This is a genomic window from Paenibacillus sp. FSL L8-0708, assembly GCF_038009325.1.
Taxonomy (GTDB): domain Bacteria; phylum Bacillota; class Bacilli; order Paenibacillales; family Paenibacillaceae; genus Paenibacillus_AQ; species Paenibacillus_AQ odorifer.
In genome coordinates this window covers 2,158,166-2,178,369 of record NZ_JBBPBC010000001.1, presented here as the reverse complement: position 1 = coordinate 2,178,369, position 20,204 = coordinate 2,158,166, and the positions used below count along the sequence as shown (strand labels likewise).

Sequence of the window (20,204 nt, the reverse complement as noted above, 5' to 3'; positions counted from 1 at the left end):
GTCCTCCTTATTTCGAACTGGTGTTCCACAGGAAAAACCTCCTATTCTGTCGAAAGGATAGGCTGCTGGGCCTATTTCAACTAAAAGGAGGTTTTGAAAGTGAATTATGATGATGCAGTTTTTGAGTATCCCGATGAGAGGGTAGACGTTTACCCCTATGATATCCCGGACGGAAAAGTGACTATTCATCATTTTGAAGATGAAACTGTGATCGTGAAAATAGAACGGAAGGGAAAAAAGGATTCCTATTGGGTGAATAAACAGACCTTCATTGATCCGTTGTCAGGGAATATTAAAATTGTCCAAAAGGAAAAGTAAGTATTATTCCTCAGAAGAGCAGGAGGGTTTTATCTGGATCTCCTCGCTCTTCTTCACAAACGCCTGACGAGCGCATTCAATATTTCCTGTCACAATATTAGCCTTGATGGTTTTCTCAAATTTACCCGAAGCTGCTTGTACGAAACCTGTGAATAGCATATCCTCTCAACCTCCCTTAGATTTCCATTGTTCAGTTAACCATTTTTTTCTTTTCTTCGTTCAACCCAATGTATTCGTAAGAACGGCTATCACTGAAGCAATTACTGAGAACAATAAAAAGATTTTGGAGAGTATTCAGGAATTAATTAACTCCAAGTAGTACCCTTGTCAGATTCTTTTTCCCATGTCGTAGACAAGTCGGACCATGATTCAGAAGTTGCTAACTTTTCTGTGCCTTCTGAATCATGGTCTTTTCCGAAGATGTCTCTGAGCGTTTTATCAACATTTACCGCAAGCTGTTTCGCAAATTCATCTGCATCAACCTGAATTAGCTGTTCCTTGTGGGCAGCAATTTCCTCTCTTACAATCTCCCTGATCAATTCTTTCGTAGATTCACTGAATCCACTAGCATCAAGCACACCTGTTCGTGTTCCGTTTGTTTCCATTTTCATTCCCTCCAAATTTATATTTTCTACTCCATAATCAAAACAACAAGATTAAGTACAACCGCAACGGCAGCCAACAAGAGGATGAAGAATTCGCGATTCACAAAGTACGGAAGTGAATCGCGCCATCTTTTCTTATGCATCGCAATTCCTCCCTTAGATTTTCAGCGGTCGCTGTTGGTATCACGCTTCACTTCGTTGATAGCCTTGATAGCCGCCCGTCCAAATTCTACTCCGTCTACCTTAATCGTCACATCATTGCCGAAATGACGCTGAAGCAACTTTTCCAATTCAGCCACAGGCACGACTCTTTCCGGATTACCATTCCCTACAGTAGCTAAGGTATCGGCGTAAGTAACACAGCCAGAACTACCAATAAAGGGCTTCGGCTTCACTTATGCATCTTGGACAGTTAGTTTCAGAATCAGCTCCGCGCCTTGCTCCTCACCATTTACTTTCAGTTCATAACCGTTAACGCCCTTCACTTCGAACCCGTCCAGGAAAATTTTCCTTCCCTCAATTCTCAGGTTGTGCATGATATTCTCTCCTTTGGCTCCAACACAAAAAGCCCCGCCTGTTTTGGCGAGACTCTGTATATGAGATATGTTATTTTGTTTTAAACCATACTCCGCCAGTTCCGTCATAGTTACGGGAGAAAGCAATCAGTGGAGAAGTATCGCTCGTCTTCACTTTATAGCCAACCCAACCTTCATGAGAAGATCCAGCATACACTTTTGTGCTTATTGATGGTTCTGGCGATAGAACAATATCAGTACCATATTCCGTTCCAGATGTCGATATTAGCCTATAATCAAACTGGTTTAAGTCAGCCGTTGCCCCAACCTTGTCCACTTTTAATATGCTCACTTTGATTTTAACGAATAGATACTCATAGCCTGTACTTGGTTCGCTTGCAAAATCACTATATTGTTCTTTTGCAGCTTCCCAAGCTTCTGCACCTCTGAGGACTTGTGTAACAGCTACAGTTCCGGTGTAACCACCATCTTTGTAATTGAAGTTAACGGTTTTTCCTACTTCAGTAGGATTAGCGCGGCTAGAGGTTGAGACATTATTAGTAGCGGAAGGGCTACCGATGGTAACCCTTTTGTCCTTTATAGTCACTGTTGTTCCAGTGGCTTTTGCCATTGCCTGAACTGGAGCGTATATTGATCCATTGATTACAGCACCATCGGCGATTTTAACCCCGGCTTTTTCAATGGTTACTACACTCTGGACTTTCTGCCCTAGTAGTCCTGAAGCTGCAAAGGCAGTCGCGCCACTAAAAATCATAGCCCCAGATACAAAACCTACTACAAATTTTTTCATCTTACATCCCCCAAATGGTATTTTTATACTATCCTACCATTGGACTACACTCTCGTAAATGAAAAATCATTTTTCGAGCGCTGTGACTTGAGCTTGTAGAGCGGTGATTTCTTTGTTTGCTGCGTCAATCTTTACTTGCGTTTCGTTAATCCGTTTCTGCAAATTATCAATTGTGAACTGGAATATCTCTTTGCTACCTTCCGATGTAACGGAATCTTTATTCTTTTGATTCTCTTCAATGAGCGTTTTATCGCTAGAAATGGATTCCTGATATGACCTAATCTGATCCTGAAGATATTTGATGCGGATGCCTACATTCACTTCTTCGCCATTAATATCCACCGTTTTATTTGAAGAATCAGACATAATGATTTTTTTCCCCTCCACTTTCAGTTCTGAGCCAGTCGCATCAGCCACAGCTCTCACAGGAGCGTAAGCCGATCCATTTATAATAACCGCATCCGCTACCTTTACGCCTGATTTCTCAATTGTGAATAGCCCCTGTACCTTTTGCCCTATTAATCCAACTGAATCTGCAAAAACGGAAGTGCCAGCAAACAGCAACGCCCCAACAATTACACCCGATATGAACTTTTTCAAAGTGAACACTCCTCTGGAAATGATTTCTACTCCTATTATCGTCATAAAACGTTAAAAGTTTCAATATCACTTTGGAATGTTCACTTGTGCAAGCAATCCCCCATTACTATTCCAAAGCTTTAAGTTCCTGCTTGTAGGATCAAAGGTCATGTTAGTCGCTTTTGTATCAAGTGTACCCTGTAAATCAATAACGCTCGAAATCTTTAATCCATAGGCAGTTGCAGATGTGAAATCAACATTGCTACTGAAGAAAACTCTGTCACTGAAAGAAAAGATTTGAAGAGGGCCAACGGCATAAAGGAATGAAAAATTATCCTCTGTATACATACCAGCAAGTTCACTGCCATTTGAACCAAAAAACCCGACTCCGGCATAATTCCCGCGACCTTCATCTGAAATCGCAACCCGCTTAACCCCACTAGAATCATAGGACCTCAGCCCGGTAGGCGTTACTTCAATCCGCTGGCCACTAGCCGCGGTCCGTATCAATGCACCTGTGATTGTTCCTCCACTTATAGTGGATGCCGTAATGGCTCCACTGAAATTCCCATCTACCCCGACCAGCGTCCCAGTAAATGTCCCTCCTGCTGCTGATAGATTTCCGGTAAACGTGCCTCCCACAGCAGATAGATTCCCAGTAAAGGTACCGGATGCTGCCTGTAAAGCTCCTCGGAAGGTTCCACCAGCCGCATTAAGATCACCGCTAAAGGAACCTGTTGCTGCAACCAGCTCTCCTGTAAACGAACCGCTAGCCGCTTGCAGCGCTCCTTTGAATGTTCCGCCTGCCGCCGATAGGTCTCCTGCAAAGGTTCCTGTAGCAGCTGACAAGGAGCCGCTGAAGACGCCGTCTGTAGCTTCCAGAGTGCCATTAAATTTATATTTCCCTGACACAGGGTCAAAATAAATCTTATCCTCTCCTCCAGCTTGGAAGGAAAGCTTATCTGAATTGAATACTGCCCGACTTCCACCACCTACGCGTTCTACGATTAACCCATCTTCACGTGTAATGGTAGCTCCGTAGTAGTTTTTCCCTTCTTTGATTGCTGTCTTATTCAGGTTATTAACAGCCTCGGTTAATGTGCCAGGAACAGGAAATTCACTCTGTTGCTCTGACTCAGAGGGTGCCTCAATAGTAAGTTTAAGTCCACCTTTGAAACTTAATACTTGGTGCAGAATGATTGACTGGTACTGGTTTAACCCGTCCCAAGGAACGCTTGTGTTATTCCAAGCAGTTTGGGATTCCAGCCACGTCCTTCCTTCATAACGAACATAGTTAAATGTATCTCCTTGCTCAAAGTGAGGGAATCCACGCGAGTCCATGGTCAATGGTTGGTAAGCAAAGCCGCTCAATGTAGCTTGTATCGAGTTTGTGATTTCCTGAGTTGCGAAAGGGTTCTCTATATTCAAAGTATGGTTTTCATCGCCACTACCTGCTTCGTAAGTCAGTCCATCTTCGGTATCATATGTGACAACTACCCGGGTATAGGATTTAACAGGGTTAGTCTGCACCACTCTGATGTAATCTGCTGTAGTGAGTTGAATCACCGCTGGATCAGCTACCTTGAATCTCTTGAATTTAACAGTGCCGTCTTTACTAGTGAAAAGAGATGCGCTGTTTGCTGATGCAATGTATCCCAACATTTGACGCATTGTGTATCCTGTAGGTGCTGACGCAATCACAAAACTAGGGTTAATGACTATACTGCTATCATAGGCATATCCGAGCCGGCTACAAATTTCATCGAACACAGCACGCTGAGTAGTCGGGAATGCAAGAGAAGATATATAAAGTGCATCTCCCCAAATGAGTTTATCGTAACAGGTGAACACCCAAACATCATTTATCCGCTCTCGACTATCTACAAAGAACTCCCCTAGTGGAAGCCATTCCGTACCACCGCCAGCCCAAGTAATGCCTGCACCTAACCAAGGGTATTGAGCTTGCGCCCATGTAAGATCAGCTGTAGATAATGCCAAATAAGGAACGATCCGTGCATTAGCAGGAATCTCTTCCTGCGTCCGCAATCGAATGGTCAACTTAGAAGGAATAGCTGTGCCAATTTCAAATGCCTCCGTCAAAGATAGACTGTTCTCAATTTGAAAATCTACTATCCGTGTGTTGTCATAGGTATCCGCACCTATTGTCGCTCGAACCAGAAACTCACGGTCATGGCGTTTTAAATAATCTTCATACACTGCCGATATTGGATACATAGCCTCACTTCTCCGTCAGGGTTACTTTAAGCCCATCCCACCAGACCACCCCATTTTTTTCAATAGCCATTGGCGTCGGGCGGTTACCTACGTACATTGTTTTTGTGACATAACCACCAGCCATTGGATCAGGAAAATAAAACTCAAAGAAGACTCCAGACATCTGCTTGAGCAATGCTGAAATTTTACTCATTGATAGCGCTGGCCAACTGATCTGAATCTGTCGCTTTACAGCTACCCGATCGCGATTAAGTGTCCCATCTGCAGTTCGTGTGGTGGAATCGGCATCGTCTAAGTCCAATATCTCGACTTGGAATTCTGATGGTCTGGCTACAATTGGTGAACCGTTTATTCGTAGTTCCATCTGTTCGCCTCCCTTCTATATAGTCAACGGAGATACACCAGTCCGCCGCTGGATTTCATTTATTCCTTTTGCCGCAGCTCGACCAAGCTCAGTATTGCTTACTTGCAAAATAACATCTCCGCCAGTTGTTTTGACTGTACGGATAAGTTCATGGATTGCGGATACAACTTCCCGATTATCTCCTCCGTTATTGATCATTCCTTCTAGCTTCGACAACGGCGCTACAACTTCCGGATCCAGTGAAGCTCCTTTGTTATCCCCTACCATAGCTAGTGTTGGTCCGTAAGCAAGTCCGCCTTTAGCGAGTTTCGGAATTGTTGGAATATTAAAACCAAACGACGAGATGTTATCAGGTATGCCAGGTATTTTCCCGACCCACTTAGGTACATCGATATTGATCTTATTCAGACCACCGATGAGAGCATTAATGCCGGTTATTATTAGATTCAGTGGCAGTTTAACGATACCCCAGAGAGATTCAAATACTCCCTTGAAAATATCCTTAACTCCCTCCCATGCTTTTGTCCAATTACCTGTAAAGACCCCAGTGATAAAAGTCATTAGTCCATTAAATGTTGTTTTTAAACCTTCAATGATAGTTCCTATTGACCTAAATACCGAATCGAATACAGAGGAGAATACCCCGCCAACAAACTCAGCCACAGGTTTCAATACGTTTTTCCAGAGGAACGTAACCACTGTAACAATCGCCTCAAACGCCACCTTTACAGTAGCAACCAGAAATGAAGCTAACGGTTTAAATACGTTCTTCCATAGAAACTCCAATACAGCCGAAACCGCTTCGACTGCTGGCTTTAACATTTCAGACAGCGCAGATCCCAGTGGTACCAATACATTCTTCCAGAATGATTTTGCAATGTCCGCAACCACCTTAAATGCTAACCCCAGTGCGTCGCCGAGCACCTTTGCCAAAGGAACAATAACCTCTTTCCAAAACCACAACAAGAAATTACCTAGTGGTTTCAACACTTCATTCCACAGGAACATTGCAGCCTTCTGAACAGCTTCCCACGCTTTAGGCATGACATCCATGAGCCAAGCACCAAATGGTTTCAGGACGTTATCCCAGAGCCACATAGCTGCATCAGATACAACTTTCCAAGCTTTAGGGAGAACATCTGCAAGCCAGCTACCAAAAGGAACAAGTACATTGTCCCATAATGATTTTGCCGCATCAGCAACGGCGTCCCAAGCTTTAGGTAACTCAGCTGCTAACCACTCTCCGAATGGCACCATAACATCCTGCCACAACATCACAGCTACATCCTTGATCTTCTGAAAAATGGCTTGTACAGTATCTCTGAACTGTTCGTTGGTTTGGTAGAAATAGACGAACGCGCCTACTAACGCAGCGATCACACCTATCAATAAAACTACAGGCCATGATATCCCTGCTAGAACAGCTCCTATAGCTTTCCCAGCAGCTTGGACAGCAGCGACCATCTTGCCCCAATTGGCCGCTAACCAAAATCCCGCAAAAGCAGTAGCTAGACCTGCCAAAACTGCGATGATGATTTCTTTATTTTCTGATATAGCATTTTTCATAGTTACAAATGCTGCTTTTACTTTTGCAGCCATTGCCTTTGCCTTTTCAGAAACTTCAACCATACCATCACCAATACCACCAAAAAGACCATCTCCCGCACCAGTGTCTACGTTCATTTCAGGCACTGTAGTTGCAGCATCATCATTAGTTCCAGTTGTATCAGATCCTGTAGTTCCTCCCACTAGATTGATCTGATCAAACCCAGCTACAGCAGATTTCGCCTTTTTACCTGCTTTCTTTGCTGCGTCTCCTGCTGCTGAGGCTTGATTAGCAGCGTCTTTATAGGCATCACCCATTCCACTCACTGCTCCCGTTTGCGCGGTTGTCGCCTTTACCTGCGCTTTCTGAGCGCTGCCTCCCCCGAATAGAGCAGTAGTAAATTGAGCAACAAAGTTCATAGCCCGAGCCAGCGCCGCCGCGAATCGGGTCAAACCAGGAAGGATAGAATTGTAAATCGGCAAAAAGGCTTGCCCGAGAGCAAGCCGTGTGTTTTTCAACTGAGCAATGAATTGTGACTGTCTATAAATGGTGTTTTGTGTAATTTCGTTCCCGAACTTCGCCGTCGCCTGCTCCAAAATACCGAAAAGTCGGATCTGCTGCTGAGTTTGAAAACTTAGGTTTTCCCATTTCTGACCACCTGCAAAATCCTGAAAAGCTTGACTTGATTTGAGTAGTGCCACATTGACGTTGATACCAAGATCTTCGATAGCCTCGGTATTTCCAAGTAAGCCGGACCGTATGCGTTCCATTGTATCTTCCATGGTCCGTCCTGTGCCAGCTGCCACAACGGCTGAAGCCTTAAGCAGAGCTTGTGTACGTTGAGTTGTTTCTGCTGTTGTTGCTGAAAATCCACTAATCAAGTTTGAATATACCCCAGCGTACTTCATCATTTCGAGCTGAGACATCCCAAAAGCTTGTGCATTCTCCTTGGCCCAATCACGAAAAGCTCCTGCGCTACTTCCTAGCGTCCTCTTGATTTGCATTAAGGCTGCCTCATAAAGCATAGCATCCTTAACAGCCCCACCAACCGCCATCCCAGCGCCGATGCCTGCCAGCAAGGCTCCTATACCCTTAACCGTCTTAGCCACACTACTTTTAAATCCATTTAGATCACGTTGCGCTTGTCTTGTAGCAGTCCGCAAGGACGAAAAATCCGCTCCTGCCCGAATCAATAGATTTTTAACAACTGCCATTATCTCACCCGCTTGTTCCGCCACCAAAAGCAGCGTTCAGTTTTTTCACTTCTTCAAGCATTTGCTCAGGTGTTTGAGGCTTGATTTTCTTCTTTTCCTTCTGCAGTAGCTTCTTTAGGTCTGGCATTTTCTTAGCGCGATGCCAGAAGGCATTCAAATACGCCAAGGTCATCCGTTCGTCACTTTCTGCATTCATCCGGACATTGTAAGCTTGGATAAATAAATTAAGTTCGTGAGGAGTCATCTCGTTGTACTCTTTCAAGCTCAACCCTATTGAGATACCAGCCTTTAAACTGTCTTGCCAGTCCCATATACCACCGTCTCCCCCGACGCTTGTTGGTTTCCCTCAGCCGTCTCCGCTAACGCTCCAAACGATACATTAAACGCCTTTGTCATCTGCTCGACAATATGTGAAAAACTAGGAGCTTGGTCAAGGAGATCCTCCATTTGCTCCAAAGTGATGACTTCACCGTTCGCAGTTGCGTCACTCAAAAGACCGCAATAAATATATTTTTCAATCTCTGCTAAATCAAAATTCTCAGTGTCTATTTCTTCGATGTTTTTTCCGGTGATAGCAACCAATTTCTTTAGTGCTTTATGTCCATAGCGCAGTTCACGCGGACGATCCAAATCCAAAATCACCACATCGTTATTGTCGTTATTACTCAATTCAAATTCCTCCTCAAACAAAATAGACCGGAGTTATCTCCGGCCTTGCAATTTCGCTTATTTGAACATTACTATCCAGCTGGCAAGATTAGAGTTGGCTTCCCAGACACCTTAAGAGTACTCTCGAAGGATACAGCGTCTTCCAATTCAGCACCTGTTGAAATCCCTGTAACTACTGCGTTGAACTCCCATGAGGCACCCATAGAGAGTGGAAATATAATCTTACATGCCTGTACCGCACCGCTTTCAAACGCTGCATATATCGCTGTTTGCCCGTCATCACCTGGCAAGAAAAATCCAGAAACGCTCACTTCTCCAGCATCTTTAAAGCCACCGATAAACTCACGATATCCTCCGTCACTATCCAGTGTGGTTGTATCGATCGTATCGGCTGAGAGTTCTAGACCACCGATAGAGGTCAACCCCGCAACCTTTTTCGTCCCAATATTCAATACCGTCCCCAATGCGCGTGTTACTTCAGTCATTAAAGCACCTCCTAAATGTGTACTGTAAAATCAATCAGGCACCGATATAGCTTCGGCCCCTCTTCATAAATCTCTACTGGTTTTTCGTAGGTCAGTTCTTGGATAAAAGGACCATCCTCTCCGATGACCCTCCCCTCCATACTTATCAATTTATCGATCGCCACTTTGCTAAATTCTTTCATCTCCCGGTACAACTTAGTGACGATATTTAACTCTACTTCTATTCGCCGTCGTCTTGTAAACCCTTCAAGGGTTTTTACTCTTACGCCTTCACTTGAGATATACACTAAGTATGGCACTGGTGTCCCTGGCGCAAATGCGGGGTATACTTTATCTCTAAATCCATTCATGCTTTCTAATTCAAAAGACAATGCGTCTTCAAACTCCAAACCGATCACCTCGCACTCAGAGCCTTGTCCACCGCTTTACCAGCTACATCAACCATTTTGTTTTCGATTGCTCGTTTATTTTCGGTAATACCCTTACGCAAATACCGAAACCCCGGGACGTACCCACCATCTACAGTCATAAATCCGTACTCTTGAGACGCTGGATAATATGATCGCTTACCTACTCTTGAGGTTTTCACGAAAATATCATTCTTAGTTGGATCCATCATGATGTCGTATACTTTTTTACCAACCTTCACTCGGCGCTCAGCTTTTAAAATAACCCCGCTCTTCAAATCCCCACCATCTACCGGCGCGTTTTGCTTAACCGCCTTGAAAGCGATTTGCGCTCCAGCTTTAGCGGCTTTTGTTGCTACTGTCTGCGGAACCTTACCAAGCCTCTTAAATGCCTTCTCAAGCTCCTTCATCCCGACAATATCGCTTCTACGAGCCATATCATCCCTCCATAGGAAAACGAGAGCATACCAGTTCGGTACGCTCTGCATTTTTCGAAAAGGTTCTTGTGATATAGTACGTTATTTCACCAAAGACTAGCTTCGGTTCATCATTGTACTCGATTGTCTGAACTTCAAAAACAACTTCAGGTTTCTTCCCAACAGCAGCAGCTTGATAGAACTCCGATTGACGAACAGATTTCTTATTAGCAAAGACCATGCGTGGTTCAGAATCAATCTGTTCTTCTTCTCGATATTTGTTCTTTTCTGTGGTCACAGATATTAATCCAACTTGATCCCGCCACAACATTAAGCATCACCTTCTGTCGTGTACTCTTGGGATAGGGTGAGATGCGCCTTTATAGACTCATAAGATGATTGCAGGCGTTCAGCATCCGGATTGTCAAAGCCAAAATTAGCCTTGACGTAAGTGTTAACTGCACGATTAATAAGAGAATCATCGTCGCTAACCGTTTTTGTTGCAAGTACACCCGATAGACGCAAATCATCCCTAGCAGCTGCAATTAGATCCGTTATCTCTTCGTCGAATGCTAAGTTACTAAGACTTATCCTTAGTGCTACCTTTACGCTGTTCAGGCTTGGCATTATCACCCACCCCTTTATTATCTAAACCGTCAGGATCAGTGCCGTTCGGATCGCCTTTAATGGAAAAAGGAGCAACCTCAGTCACTCCTTCCACATATCCAGCCGCGTTTAGGTACTTCACACGTTCTTCGTCAGACACATATTTACTTCCAACAGGAAAGAATTGTCCCGACACCTTGCACTGGAACTCTTGAACTACTGTAGCCTCGAATTGTTTGATCATATTACACCGCCGCAACTTTCTTAACGCGAAGGAATCCGTTGTGCGAAACGACATTACCACCTAGGAACACCGAACTACGGTGAGCGATCATGCCTTGTTTAAATTTGTAGTCAGTTGAACGTTGCACATCCATATCTGAAAAGATTGTCAGCATATAATTGGACAACGGTCCATACGCCATGGAATAAGAACCAACTGCAGTATCAGCATCGGAAACAGCTTTGCAGGCACTATTAATGATGAATGGAATACCGTCAATTGTTCCTGTATTTCCGTTAGAAACCACCGTATGCAATCTTTTCCCGTCAGTGCTGCGAAGTTTAACAAAGGCTTTCAGGTCCATTTTATTAAGGATCAAGACTGCTGCATCTTCGACATCCTCATCACCGCCGAAGGAGTACACGATTTCATCAAGAGTATCTTTGTCAATTGTGGAAATTCCTTTGTCTGACGCTGTATCAATCGCTGTTGCTGTAGCCGAAAAAATACCGGAAATATGATTTGTCAGTCCGTCCCCAATAAGGATTTGACGTGTGATTTGTTTACGTGACGCAATAGTTACGCCTTTCATTACTTCAGCGTCGTAATCCGCTGCTGGTAGCTTTTGGAGTTCTTCAGAGTCCTCAGCGTAAGCTGTGACTTTGGATTTATTCATTTCTGCGTATCCAAATACCGGTTCAGCAGTTGCGTAGTCAGCTTCTTCGAGAGTATTCCCACCAGTACCGTATCCCTTGATGTAAGGTTGCTTATAGCTTTCTCCACCCATGAGTGGTTTGATAGTCACGCGATCAATTAGGCTGGAGACTTCATTAAACGTTGGACGGATATCGTCTGCTTGATGCCGTGGCAGAATAATTCCAGCGGAACCCACAGTTACCGAACGATTTTCTTTCAGTGCCTTGCCACGTTGTTCGCGAAGCTTCCGTTCTTCTTTCGCTGGATCCGGAGTACCGCCAGGAATAAACTCGTCCAATTTGCGAGTTTCAACCGTCTCTCCTTGAATGCCAGCAGCAAGCGCAGCGCGTTTCTCACGGGTGCGAATTTCTTTTTCTTCGTCTTGTAGTGCGCGCAGTTCAGTCTCAAGTTCATCCATCTTAATTTCTGAATCACCTTGAAGAAGAACTCTAATAGCGCCACGACGTTCACCGATTTCGCGCATCCGCTTTTCTGCTTCTGTCTCAGCAAACAATTGCAAATTCAAAGCCAAAGAACCATTTCTTTTTTTCATAATATAAAAACCTCCATTTTATAATTTTATAAGTACGTCTGGAGCACCAATCTCTTCCGCCGTTCAGCAGCCGCAGCCTCTTCTTTCACCTTCTCAATCTCCATCTCAAAGGCTGAACGTGCAGAAATTGAAGTTGTATCGTAAGCAGGGATGTCCACCGCCGAGACGTCATACAGTTTCTTTACCTTGCGGACAGTCCTCATGTGATTTTCTGAATCATAAGGAGCCTCTTTGGTCGAAAACGAAAAGGACATTCGATCAATGTATCCGCCTTTGATCTCTTTATAAATCTTTTGTCCCTCATCGGTGCCGTCTAGACGCGCTCGAACAAATAGACCTTTACTATCAACCGTAAGCTCAAGAGTGTTGTTCCGCGTCCGCGCCATAACTTTTCCAGAGTGGTTGTAATTAAAAATCACATCACTCATATCCGCTTCTGAGAACGCTCTGTCGTCAATTTGCTCCTTGTACTCAATACCGTCGTATTCAAAGAGCACAGTCGGTTGATTGAAAGTCACAGCGTACCCTTCAGCGTATAGGGCTTGTTGACTATCCTCACCCTCACCGATAGAAGCCGCACGAACTTCAAATTTAAACTCCCGATAATCTCGATCTTTCCACCGGGACTCAGGAATCCCCGTCTTCGTCTTCATCGTCATCTTCTTCTTCACCCCCTTTCGTGGAATCTACTTTCTTGGGTTCTTTCTTGACCGGCTTAGAATCGACTACCGCCGTGTCCAAACGCCGCACGAGTTCATCTCCACCTTCTTCTGGCGCCATATTCATAACCTCGCGCCATTGGTTTGGAGTCATAGCTCCACGGTCTACCATTTGCATCAGTTCAAGCTTTGTCTTCACACTGGCATATTGCAGTCTGTTTGCCTCATAGATAATCTCATTTCCATGAGCCTGCTCATTCTCGCTAAACACCTTTGTTGTGACTTCTAAACTCAGTTGTATCGCGATAGGTTCAATGACTGATTCATAGAAAGCATTCCACTCATCCTCGTCATAACTAGAGGTGATGATCTTTTCATTAACGCCGAAGTACTTGTAAATTTTCTGTTCAATAAGCGCCATTTGTTTAGCGTCAACCATGACGGGTTCAGTCTTGAGTGGTGTAAAATCCGCCTTAACATCTGTGGCTGCAATTCCTCCACCATTCTCAGGGTTTAAGTAATCATTGATAAAGTCGTCTGTCTGTTTCTTTCTATCCGCAGGATTCAAGTTCTGTGTGAACTTGAGTATCCCGCGTATGAACGCTGATGATTTAATCGCATTGATAATCCCTTGATTCGATGCCTGAATCAACTCCAGTGTAGGAAGCAAAGGAATTTCATTACTTGAACCAAAATCAGAGTCAGAATAATAAAACCGACGTAAGTGGATCACGTCGGCATAAGGTACGGTATATACTTGGCCCTGTCTTGTTCGGAATCGAATGAACCGATCTGATTCAGTCTCTAACATTTCAGCCGATACACAATCGACAGGGTAAAAGCCGCGAATTCTATAACGCTCCATAGCTCCTGCTCTATCAATGATAATAAAAGCATTAGACCTCAACAGAAGCTGTGTGACGACCTTGTAGGTGAATATATAGGCGTTCTCCTTAGGATTAGGCCTAACACTTAAAAGACGCTCTACAGGACTCTTAGCGTGCTGTATCTTGCCATCAACCGTTCGAATATGTTTAGCTTTGATCTTTGCAGCGTTTCTAGCGATAGCATCGACAGTTGACCGGACAACATCACTCTCATATGTGTTATCACCAAAAGGTGTAAAAACAGGGGTATATCCACCTAGGAAACGCAACTTCAAAGAGCTACCCACAGCCGAAGCGAACCTTCCAAATATCTTTTGAAACAATCTCTCACCCCCTTCCTATCAGATTAGAGCCATATATTCCTCACGATGCCGTTCAAGGGCTACATAGGCATTCAAAAGAGCGGCTGTTCCGTCTATGCGGCGCCGCTGGTTTTTACCCTTATGAGGCTGAATGGTTTGATTCTTCATATCAAGGTCAACAGCCGTATTCGATAGACACCACTTGTCGATTGGGTTGTTATTGTAATTGACCAATTTGGCAGTTAGGTCTGCCCCTAACAACTTCATTGGACCAGATAACGTCTGTTTCCCCTGTGCTACAGGCTCCATTGCATTATTTCCGAAGTAGCCAGCCATTTCTTCAACCCAATAATCAGCAGACCAACGGTCATAACCCAGCCACGGTATATAAATCCCCAACTCCGTCTGTATTTCTACAAACCATTCAGTTACGAAGCGATGGTGAACCTTGTTTCCCGGGGTAGTCCTCAACAATCCACGGTCCCGCCAGAGATTGTAAGGAATGTTATCCTCTTCTGATCTCTTATCTATCAGATCCTCCGGCAACCAGTACATTTGGAACACATACACAATCGGATCATCTCGCCTCATTGCAATAACCTTAGCTGCTGTAAGGTCAGTAGTTTCAGATAAGTCCGCTCCGCCGATGCCATACTTAAACCCAAGTTCCGTTACATCAAATGTGGCTTCGTTGTTCAGGTCCTCGAACGATAACCATGATTCTGTCGAAGTCTCCCGAACATTGAAGTCCTTGCAGAGAAGGTTCTTGAGCAGCATGGCGTTCTTCTTAGCCTTAGCTACCTTCGTCTCCAACTGGTCAATCTTCTTGATGGTACCAAGACCGGGGTTAGCCTTAGCCCAGCATGCAGGGTCTGACCATTCATGACGACTGTCCAACTCATAGACTATGGGCAGGAAGTGCTCATAAGGATCAAGTTCACCCTCCTCGTACTCCTGCCCAATATGATTAAGCATAGATTCAGTTTCTTCGTATTTCAGGTCATATACGGCTTCTCTAACCGTACCCGCAGTGGTGATCATAACGATCAATGGTTGCTCCCGCGAACTTGTACCATCGACAATTACGTCATACAGGTTGCGATCCTTCCAAGCATGTATTTCATCTAGCAGTGCACCGGACACGTTGAGACCATCCAGCGTCTCGCTGTCGGCTCCCAGAGGCTTAAACGAACTATCATTCCATGTACTTACTAACTCGGCTACAAGGGGCTTTATGCGGCTCCTGAGAGATGGTGATTTATTGACCATCCTCTTAGCCTCAGCCCATACAAGCTTTGCCTGATCCTTTTTAGTAGCACAGGCATATACTTCAGCCCCAGGTTCTCCGTCCGCTATCTGGAGATATAAGCCCATTCCAGATGCAATGGTAGACTTTCCGTTTTTACGAGCAACGACTAATAGCACCTCGCGATATTTACGGGTGCCGTCAATAGTACTTATAAAACCAAAGGTAGCTGCTAAGAAAGCCTTCTGCCAAAGCTCAAGGTCAATGGGCTTGCCGCCCCACTTGCCTTTTGAATGCTTACAATAATTCTCTATAAATTCAATTGCATGATTGGCACGACTTGGACTGTATTCATATTCCCAATCCGTCTTACGCACATCAGCAGCGAGTTTCTTATATATCCGACGGACCTTATCACCGACGATGACTTTGCCGTTTTCAATCTGCTCCCAATATTCCAGTATTGGGTTATACGCTAATGAATACTGCTTTCTAAGCGAGCTCATCGGTTAATCACAAATGCCTCAAACCCATCATCCTTAGGTGAGTCCTTTTCTGGATCAGGCTTAGGCAGCATATCGGTTAATTGTTTGATGATCTGTTGAAAGTTACGATTCATCTGATTGTATAATCTAGCAACTGGACGCTCTCTCTCATATGCTTTTGTTTTCTCAGATTGAGTAAATTGTTCTACATAACCGCCATTATCAAGGTCAATTTCATAGTCTTCAAGCGTCACACGCATATAAGCAGCCCTGCGAATCAACCCATCCGCTACCCTCATGAGATCATCAGGGATCTTCTTGTAACTCTCGCGAAGTCTCTTCTCTTCGGCGGTAATCCGGCGTTTCTTTGCGGATTTTTTCTTTTTATCAGCCACATCAGCAAGTTTCTTTTCTTCATCTTCCTCCATGATTTCACCTCATTTCAGGGTAGGGGGGTCATGCGCGAATCCCGTGTGTTATTTGAATGGGGCACATCGGTCTTCGAAATAATTTTTTTATTTTTTTAATTGGGGGGGTTACTTTTAGTAAGAACTAACTTAAAGTAAGAAGTTTATTTTTTTAGCTTAAGAACAAAGCCGGCTCTCTTCTCTCTAAAGGCAGAGTTCACAATACGGGCCATGTGCACACATCTCTTCAGCGGGCTTACTCCTCACTAGATTCCCTTCACTATCAAACATCAGCCCTTCCCCTACTACCTCTTCACTACTCCCATGATGCTCACCGTTGTGGCAGTCTTGGCATACATACTCTAGCAATGCATGGTTAAGCGAGACATCAGGATCATTGATGTTGTATGGCGTAAGGTACACAGTATGATGAACGATCTTCCCTGGCTTGCCACAACGTTCACATAATCCAAATACCTTAGCTATATAAGATAGTCTACATGTCTTCCATGCGTTAGAGTTGTAGAACTTCCTAGCCCAAGGTTTCAAGACGCATCATGCGAGTCTACTCGTGATATCCCAAGACCTTCTTGGATGCTATTGCAAACGATAGATACTCTACCTTTAACTTCTCCCCAGCTTGAGATGTGTGCAATTTTAATAAGCTTGTCTAGGTATTCTAGTTTATCCTCCACGCTGCCCCTACCTTCAAGTTCCGCTAAGCTTTCTGACAAACGTTCAACATCCTTCAGTGCGTCCTGCACCTCTGATGTGTCAACGCTGACCTTGATGCCACCTACAGCAGCAGGCACTCCACTCTGATGTTCTGCCTGTTCACCATCAAACATGAAAACATCCGGTCCAGTATCTTCATGGTCATAAAAAACTGGAGAAATTGCTCCATCAATAATGGAAGCTCTTTCCTCATCCGTTAGTGCGCTGATGTCATCTACCTCAAGCACACGCTCAATGTAGTGCTCTCCCATACTTACTGTGGTCTGCACTCTTAACATTGTCTTCACCCTTTCTTTTGTATCTAGTTTGATACCTGTATAAGGCCCCTCTTGTCCTATACACCCAATTTCTAGCCAACCAGATGCTTCAAGCTTTCCGCCACAGGTGCACGTGACTCCATCTTTAGGTTCATCTCTGTAGCCAACCCAACCGCAATCAATGCAGACATATTTCATCCTTTTCATTCGTATCCACCTTTCTCGTTACAGCGTTAATCTGAAACATGTAACGGGAGTTTATTGTCAGTAGCCCAGCCGTTATACTCTGCAACGGCTATCTCCATACGTTTATTGTGTAGCGATAACTGTTCTTGATTTAGTTGGGCTATCTCTGTGTGATGCTCAATCGCTCTTTCGATTTGTTTGCCTATTCTCTTATGTTCTTCAAACCATACAGACATTTGCTTTTGGTAAAGCTCATTCTCCGTTAATTGTTCTACCATTTCCGTCAACCTTTCTGATTACGGTTTGATCTGGCTTGGACGCAAGGTCCACACCGATGAGATACGGTCTATTATTCTTGAGCCACTCCTTGTACATCTCTTCAGACTCGCGCTCATTAGCTTTGATAGTCTTCAGCATTTCTGCCGGCACTACAAGGTAAGAACAGATTTCTTCTCTTGACCATTTACGATCAAGTGATAGTTCTTCGTCTTTTTGCTGGATGGGCGGCACCTGTATAAAGTAGCCTCCGTGTTCTCGGCTCCATACAGGAACCATCAACCCGGGTCTTGGATGATCGTGATACTCGTCAATGATCTGAAATGGCTTCTCCACTGATTTCACCCTTTCTTGTTATAGCCCATGTACCTTAGTTCGCTCTCACCTCTGAGCTTTTGGGGTTTAGATTATGGGCTGTTCTATTGGATCTCCCTTCAGGAAGATCATTTCTCCCTTAAATGGTTCAGGTTTAGCAAGAGACATATACGGACCGAATTTCTGTATAAGTTCCCATATTAGAAAGCTGGTGTATCCTTCGGGGTCAGCCTTTGATAAATACGGTCCGATATCTTTAGCCCCTCGTTCAAGATAATGCAGGTTCCACTCTTCATGTCGGCTCCTCAGTATCTGCTCACCGAAATCAGTAAGCTTTACTTTGACGCTCTGATTGAAGTTCATACTAAAATCCACTTCGCTCACCCTTCCTCTACTTCACTGACAAATGGCACATCAGCAGCGGACAAAAACTTCACTTCAAGCCTTGTCCAGTACGATTCTGGATATCGGTATTGGTTCCATGCCGGGCAAAAGGCGTCTTTCTTGAATGCCTCTGAAGCAGATACCCTTGCCTTTTCCTCGTCTTCGGCTAGAACGATAACGAATACAGGACCATTAGCCATATAGCCATTGAATACTTGATAGAGATTCATGCCATTCGCCCTTTCTTGTCCATCCTTTGCTTATCTATATATAAGGAGCAGTACAAAATCCTATCATTCAAGCGTCTTATTATCGGAGTTACTATGCTGATCGCTTTATCTCTTATTGGAGAGGTTGCTATTCTCAGATCATCGGCTCTTTGTTCATATGTCCTTTTCATTTGATCACTCCTTTCTTAAATACAAAAAAAGCCGCTCTTTTACGGATGGCTTTATGTGTTGTTTATTTAGTTTCCGGAGTGTTCATTATCCAGACTGTGTGTTTGCCTAATTACGCGCAATTCCAGCGTTTGCCCAAAAGACAGATTCTTCTACTTTGGTCAGAGCTGAAGCCTTCTCGCGGCTGTTCGGTACTTTCTCATCAATCAATTCAGCCAACTCTTTCGCCTTGTTGCGGATTTCCTCATAGATTTCAGGCTGTCCTAGTTTAGGAGCATGGTACTTAAAATTGTTCTCGATTTGTGGATTTGGCATGATAAACATCCTCTCAATTTGGTTTGAGCACAAAAAAAGAGCCACTTTTCAGCGACCCTGGGTAAGGCGAATTTTCCTTAAGACTATTTTTTCTCATATTGATGCGCTGGGATTAAGTAAAAGTCCTCTGCTTCGGTCACAGCCATCAGAGCACCATTGTCCTCATACTGCAAATAAAGAATATCCCTACCTTGTATGGAAACAACGCCAGAACCTGAAAGAGGTATCACAGGAATCTCCTTCTGTCTTTTTAGCCAACTCAGCTTTTTTTGAAGAAAAGGGTCATTATCCATGTTGTGTATTCGCTCCTTCGATGTAATATGAGACTATTCTACACCGTAAAAGCGATACTAGCATTCTCCTATTTCTCAGGAAGTTGTAAAGAGTTATGAATTCTGTTTGTCCTTCACCGTTATGTTCCAGCCGCACTTGCAGGTGCGTTCAAATGAGTTCTCGTCAATGTCGACTGTTCCTTCACCTGCTCCGATATTTCCATTCCCACACTTTGGGCACTCAGCATACTTCTTTGAAAGCCTAATCGCTTCTGTGAAATTCATAAGAATTCCCTCCAAGTTGGCTAACGCTTGGTAATCTAGCGAGGAAACAGACAGCCATACACTAAGCCACGTTCCTCAGCTTCTGGATTTTCGCTAGCCGTTGCTTCAGCGGTTCCTCCACAAAACGGACAAGCAAGGTTCTTTCCCTTCGACTTTTCCATATTAACTAAGAATTGACCGCCACACTCTTCTGACAGACACTCATATTTTTCTAACAACGGTTGTTCCAATGTACATCCCTCCAATATTTTTAAGCGGAGAAGAGGATTCGAACCTCCACTATCAACCGTTACCAGCCGAGGTGCTACCGTTACACTAACCCCACATAGCCCCTGACAGACCGCACGAAGGCGTTTCGTACAGCCTGTACTTACAGGGAGTGTATTTGTCCCATCACTACCTAAAACGCGTGGTACGCGCCCTCAGACGGTGTGACAGGAGGCGTTAATGATGTGGGCAAGGATTTGCACCTTGCATAGCAGCATTTCCCGCAACGGGTAGCAGCGTCCCTGACTTCCCCAAATGGTTCCCCTGGCCTTTATCCGGTTCTACG

At 44.3% G+C, this 20,204-nt stretch carries 32 protein-coding genes; 1 reads left to right on the top strand and 31 read right to left on the bottom strand.

All coding sequences use genetic code 11. The features are described 5' to 3' along the window. Positions 1–99 precede the first annotated feature (99 nt). Positions 100–318, top strand: a complete 219-nt coding sequence (locus NYE58_RS09885) for a hypothetical protein (RefSeq protein WP_341001658.1) — start codon at positions 100–102, stop codon at positions 316–318. Between the two features lie 3 nt (positions 319–321). Here the strand turns inward: NYE58_RS09885 and NYE58_RS09880 are convergent, their stop codons facing one another. The 31 genes from NYE58_RS09880 to NYE58_RS09725 form a co-directional block, all read right to left on the bottom strand. Beyond that, positions 322–477, bottom strand: coding sequence for a hypothetical protein (locus NYE58_RS09880; protein ID WP_341001657.1), 156 nt, complete (start codon positions 475–477; stop codon positions 322–324). A 146-nt stretch (positions 478–623) separates the two neighbouring features. Beyond that, positions 624–923 carry a hypothetical protein gene (locus tag NYE58_RS09875; RefSeq protein ID WP_341001656.1) on the bottom strand — a complete coding sequence of 100 codons (300 nt, stop codon included), beginning with the start codon at positions 921–923 and terminating at the stop codon, positions 624–626. Positions 924–1,087: 164 nt separating this feature from the next. After that, positions 1,088–1,318, bottom strand: a complete 231-nt coding sequence (locus NYE58_RS09870) for a hypothetical protein (protein WP_341001655.1) — start codon at positions 1,316–1,318, stop codon at positions 1,088–1,090. Continuing rightward, the gene (locus NYE58_RS09865) at positions 1,319–1,459 is read right to left on the bottom strand and encodes a hypothetical protein (protein WP_341001654.1); all 141 of its coding nucleotides are present in this window, start codon (positions 1,457–1,459) and stop codon (positions 1,319–1,321) included. It abuts the gene before it with no gap. Positions 1,460–1,529: 70 nt separating this feature from the next. Continuing rightward, positions 1,530–2,249, bottom strand: coding sequence for a hypothetical protein (locus NYE58_RS09860; RefSeq protein ID WP_341001653.1), 720 nt, complete (start codon positions 2,247–2,249; stop codon positions 1,530–1,532). 66 nt (positions 2,250–2,315) lie between these two features. Further along, positions 2,316–2,849, bottom strand: coding sequence for a hypothetical protein (locus NYE58_RS09855; RefSeq protein WP_341001652.1), 534 nt, complete (start codon positions 2,847–2,849; stop codon positions 2,316–2,318). Positions 2,850–2,915: 66 nt separating this feature from the next. Further along, complete coding sequence (locus NYE58_RS09850) at positions 2,916–5,063, bottom strand: hypothetical protein (RefSeq protein WP_341001651.1); 2,148 nt, start codon at positions 5,061–5,063, stop codon at positions 2,916–2,918. 4 nt (positions 5,064–5,067) lie between these two features. Next, positions 5,068–5,427: a DUF6711 family protein gene (locus NYE58_RS09845; RefSeq protein ID WP_341001650.1), complete on the bottom strand. Its 360-nt coding sequence runs from the start codon at positions 5,425–5,427 to the stop codon at positions 5,068–5,070. 15 nt (positions 5,428–5,442) lie between these two features. After that, on the bottom strand, positions 5,443–8,187 hold the full coding sequence (locus NYE58_RS09840) for a phage tail protein (RefSeq protein WP_341001649.1): 2,745 nt from the start codon (positions 8,185–8,187) through the stop codon (positions 5,443–5,445). A gap of 4 nt (positions 8,188–8,191) precedes the next feature. Beyond that, entirely contained in the window at positions 8,192–8,431 is a 240-nt protein-coding gene (locus tag NYE58_RS09835) for a hypothetical protein (RefSeq protein ID WP_341001647.1), read from the bottom strand. A gap of 44 nt (positions 8,432–8,475) precedes the next feature. Continuing rightward, positions 8,476–8,856, bottom strand: coding sequence for a hypothetical protein (locus NYE58_RS09830; RefSeq protein WP_341001645.1), 381 nt, complete (start codon positions 8,854–8,856; stop codon positions 8,476–8,478). Positions 8,857–8,927: 71 nt separating this feature from the next. Next, positions 8,928–9,341 (bottom strand): phage tail tube protein, encoded by a 414-nt coding sequence (locus tag NYE58_RS09825; RefSeq protein WP_341001643.1) that lies wholly within the window; start codon positions 9,339–9,341, stop codon positions 8,928–8,930. A gap of 11 nt (positions 9,342–9,352) precedes the next feature. Then, positions 9,353–9,739, bottom strand: a complete 387-nt coding sequence (locus NYE58_RS09820) for a DUF3168 domain-containing protein (protein ID WP_341001642.1) — start codon at positions 9,737–9,739, stop codon at positions 9,353–9,355. Then, the gene (locus NYE58_RS09815; RefSeq protein WP_341001641.1) at positions 9,736–10,185 is read right to left on the bottom strand and encodes an HK97 gp10 family phage protein; all 450 of its coding nucleotides are present in this window, start codon (positions 10,183–10,185) and stop codon (positions 9,736–9,738) included. The genes NYE58_RS09820 and NYE58_RS09815 overlap by 4 nt, the downstream gene beginning before the upstream one ends. Position 10,186: 1 nt before the next feature. After that, on the bottom strand, positions 10,187–10,495 hold the full coding sequence (locus NYE58_RS09810) for a hypothetical protein (protein WP_341001639.1): 309 nt from the start codon (positions 10,493–10,495) through the stop codon (positions 10,187–10,189). Next, positions 10,495–10,791: a phage head-tail connector protein gene (locus NYE58_RS09805; RefSeq protein WP_341001638.1), complete on the bottom strand. Its 297-nt coding sequence runs from the start codon at positions 10,789–10,791 to the stop codon at positions 10,495–10,497. Before NYE58_RS09805 ends, NYE58_RS09810 begins: the two co-directional genes overlap by 1 nt. Next, positions 10,745–11,014, bottom strand: a complete 270-nt coding sequence (locus tag NYE58_RS09800) for a hypothetical protein (RefSeq protein WP_341001637.1) — start codon at positions 11,012–11,014, stop codon at positions 10,745–10,747. The genes NYE58_RS09805 and NYE58_RS09800 overlap by 47 nt, the downstream gene beginning before the upstream one ends. Position 11,015: 1 nt before the next feature. Next, positions 11,016–12,173 carry a phage major capsid protein gene (locus NYE58_RS09795; protein WP_341004239.1) on the bottom strand — a complete coding sequence of 386 codons (1,158 nt, stop codon included), beginning with the start codon at positions 12,171–12,173 and terminating at the stop codon, positions 11,016–11,018. A 95-nt stretch (positions 12,174–12,268) separates the two neighbouring features. Next, positions 12,269–12,901: an HK97 family phage prohead protease gene (locus tag NYE58_RS09790; RefSeq protein ID WP_341001635.1), complete on the bottom strand. Its 633-nt coding sequence runs from the start codon at positions 12,899–12,901 to the stop codon at positions 12,269–12,271. Next, positions 12,870–14,111, bottom strand: coding sequence for a phage portal protein (locus NYE58_RS09785; RefSeq protein ID WP_341001634.1), 1,242 nt, complete (start codon positions 14,109–14,111; stop codon positions 12,870–12,872). The genes NYE58_RS09790 and NYE58_RS09785 overlap by 32 nt, the downstream gene beginning before the upstream one ends. An 18-nt stretch (positions 14,112–14,129) precedes the next feature. Beyond that, positions 14,130–15,842: a terminase large subunit gene (locus NYE58_RS09780; protein WP_341001632.1), complete on the bottom strand. Its 1,713-nt coding sequence runs from the start codon at positions 15,840–15,842 to the stop codon at positions 14,130–14,132. After that, on the bottom strand, positions 15,839–16,249 hold the full coding sequence (locus NYE58_RS09775) for a hypothetical protein (RefSeq protein WP_341001631.1): 411 nt from the start codon (positions 16,247–16,249) through the stop codon (positions 15,839–15,841). The genes NYE58_RS09780 and NYE58_RS09775 overlap by 4 nt, the downstream gene beginning before the upstream one ends. Positions 16,250–16,773: 524 nt before the next feature. Then, a complete protein-coding gene (locus NYE58_RS09765) occupies positions 16,774–17,427 on the bottom strand; it encodes a hypothetical protein (RefSeq protein ID WP_341001627.1) in 654 nt (217 codons plus the stop codon). Between the two features lie 26 nt (positions 17,428–17,453). Beyond that, complete coding sequence (locus NYE58_RS09760) at positions 17,454–17,684, bottom strand: hypothetical protein (RefSeq protein WP_341001625.1); 231 nt, start codon at positions 17,682–17,684, stop codon at positions 17,454–17,456. Continuing rightward, positions 17,659–18,018, bottom strand: coding sequence for a hypothetical protein (locus NYE58_RS09755; protein WP_341001623.1), 360 nt, complete (start codon positions 18,016–18,018; stop codon positions 17,659–17,661). Before NYE58_RS09755 ends, NYE58_RS09760 begins: the two co-directional genes overlap by 26 nt. Positions 18,019–18,084: 66 nt before the next feature. Continuing rightward, entirely contained in the window at positions 18,085–18,360 is a 276-nt protein-coding gene (locus NYE58_RS09750; protein WP_341001622.1) for a hypothetical protein, read from the bottom strand. Positions 18,361–18,377: 17 nt separating this feature from the next. After that, positions 18,378–18,611, bottom strand: coding sequence for a hypothetical protein (locus NYE58_RS09745; RefSeq protein WP_341001621.1), 234 nt, complete (start codon positions 18,609–18,611; stop codon positions 18,378–18,380). 276 nt (positions 18,612–18,887) lie between these two features. Beyond that, complete coding sequence (locus NYE58_RS09740) at positions 18,888–19,094, bottom strand: Acb2/Tad1 domain-containing protein (protein WP_076274352.1); 207 nt, start codon at positions 19,092–19,094, stop codon at positions 18,888–18,890. A gap of 83 nt (positions 19,095–19,177) precedes the next feature. Further along, entirely contained in the window at positions 19,178–19,387 is a 210-nt protein-coding gene (locus tag NYE58_RS09735; protein ID WP_341001620.1) for a hypothetical protein, read from the bottom strand. Between the two features lie 93 nt (positions 19,388–19,480). Further along, positions 19,481–19,651 carry a DUF3797 domain-containing protein gene (locus NYE58_RS09730; protein ID WP_076275246.1) on the bottom strand — a complete coding sequence of 57 codons (171 nt, stop codon included), beginning with the start codon at positions 19,649–19,651 and terminating at the stop codon, positions 19,481–19,483. A gap of 35 nt (positions 19,652–19,686) precedes the next feature. Further along, positions 19,687–19,881 (bottom strand): hypothetical protein, encoded by a 195-nt coding sequence (locus tag NYE58_RS09725; RefSeq protein ID WP_076275247.1) that lies wholly within the window; start codon positions 19,879–19,881, stop codon positions 19,687–19,689. Positions 19,882–20,204 lie beyond the last annotated feature (323 nt).

Excerpts from the sequence above, each read along its gene's own strand:
- NYE58_RS09795 (WP_341004239.1), bottom strand. The coding sequence starts at position 12,173 with ATGCGCGAAATCGGTGAACGTCGTGGCGCTATTAGAGTTCTTCTTCAA.
- NYE58_RS09775 (WP_341001631.1), bottom strand. The coding sequence starts at position 16,249 with ATGGAGGAAGATGAAGAAAAGAAACTTGCTGATGTGGCTGATAAAAAG.
- NYE58_RS09765 (WP_341001627.1), bottom strand. The coding sequence starts at position 17,427 with ATGAAAAGGATGAAATATGTCTGCATTGATTGCGGTTGGGTTGGCTAC.
- NYE58_RS09730 (WP_076275246.1), bottom strand. The coding sequence starts at position 19,651 with ATGAATTTCACAGAAGCGATTAGGCTTTCAAAGAAGTATGCTGAGTGC.
- NYE58_RS09845 (WP_341001650.1), bottom strand. The coding sequence starts at position 5,427 with ATGGAACTACGAATAAACGGTTCACCAATTGTAGCCAGACCATCAGAA.
- NYE58_RS09810 (WP_341001639.1), bottom strand. The coding sequence starts at position 10,495 with ATGTTGTGGCGGGATCAAGTTGGATTAATATCTGTGACCACAGAAAAG.
- NYE58_RS09750 (WP_341001622.1), bottom strand. The coding sequence starts at position 18,360 with ATGAACTTCAATCAGAGCGTCAAAGTAAAGCTTACTGATTTCGGTGAG.
- NYE58_RS09735 (WP_341001620.1), bottom strand. The coding sequence starts at position 19,387 with ATGGATAATGACCCTTTTCTTCAAAAAAAGCTGAGTTGGCTAAAAAGA.
- NYE58_RS09865 (WP_341001654.1), bottom strand. The coding sequence starts at position 1,459 with ATGCACAACCTGAGAATTGAGGGAAGGAAAATTTTCCTGGACGGGTTC.
- NYE58_RS09825 (WP_341001643.1), bottom strand. The coding sequence starts at position 9,341 with ATGACTGAAGTAACACGCGCATTGGGGACGGTATTGAATATTGGGACG.
- NYE58_RS09840 (WP_341001649.1), bottom strand. The coding sequence starts at position 8,187 with ATGGCAGTTGTTAAAAATCTATTGATTCGGGCAGGAGCGGATTTTTCG.
- NYE58_RS09745 (WP_341001621.1), bottom strand. The coding sequence starts at position 18,611 with ATGAATCTCTATCAAGTATTCAATGGCTATATGGCTAATGGTCCTGTA.
- NYE58_RS09815 (WP_341001641.1), bottom strand. The coding sequence starts at position 10,185 with ATGGCTCGTAGAAGCGATATTGTCGGGATGAAGGAGCTTGAGAAGGCA.
- NYE58_RS09875 (WP_341001656.1), bottom strand. The coding sequence starts at position 923 with ATGGAAACAAACGGAACACGAACAGGTGTGCTTGATGCTAGTGGATTC.
- NYE58_RS09740 (WP_076274352.1), bottom strand. The coding sequence starts at position 19,094 with ATGCCAAATCCACAAATCGAGAACAATTTTAAGTACCATGCTCCTAAA.
- NYE58_RS09880 (WP_341001657.1), bottom strand. The coding sequence starts at position 477 with ATGCTATTCACAGGTTTCGTACAAGCAGCTTCGGGTAAATTTGAGAAA.
- NYE58_RS09860 (WP_341001653.1), bottom strand. The coding sequence starts at position 2,249 with ATGAAAAAATTTGTAGTAGGTTTTGTATCTGGGGCTATGATTTTTAGT.
- NYE58_RS09835 (WP_341001647.1), bottom strand. The coding sequence starts at position 8,431 with ATGACTCCTCACGAACTTAATTTATTTATCCAAGCTTACAATGTCCGG.
- NYE58_RS09790 (WP_341001635.1), bottom strand. The coding sequence starts at position 12,901 with ATGACGATGAAGACGAAGACGGGGATTCCTGAGTCCCGGTGGAAAGAT.
- NYE58_RS09850 (WP_341001651.1), bottom strand. The coding sequence starts at position 5,063 with ATGTATCCAATATCGGCAGTGTATGAAGATTATTTAAAACGCCATGAC.
- NYE58_RS09800 (WP_341001637.1), bottom strand. The coding sequence starts at position 11,014 with ATGATCAAACAATTCGAGGCTACAGTAGTTCAAGAGTTCCAGTGCAAG.
- NYE58_RS09780 (WP_341001632.1), bottom strand. The coding sequence starts at position 15,842 with ATGAGCTCGCTTAGAAAGCAGTATTCATTAGCGTATAACCCAATACTG.
- NYE58_RS09760 (WP_341001625.1), bottom strand. The coding sequence starts at position 17,684 with ATGGTAGAACAATTAACGGAGAATGAGCTTTACCAAAAGCAAATGTCT.
- NYE58_RS09805 (WP_341001638.1), bottom strand. The coding sequence starts at position 10,791 with ATGCCAAGCCTGAACAGCGTAAAGGTAGCACTAAGGATAAGTCTTAGT.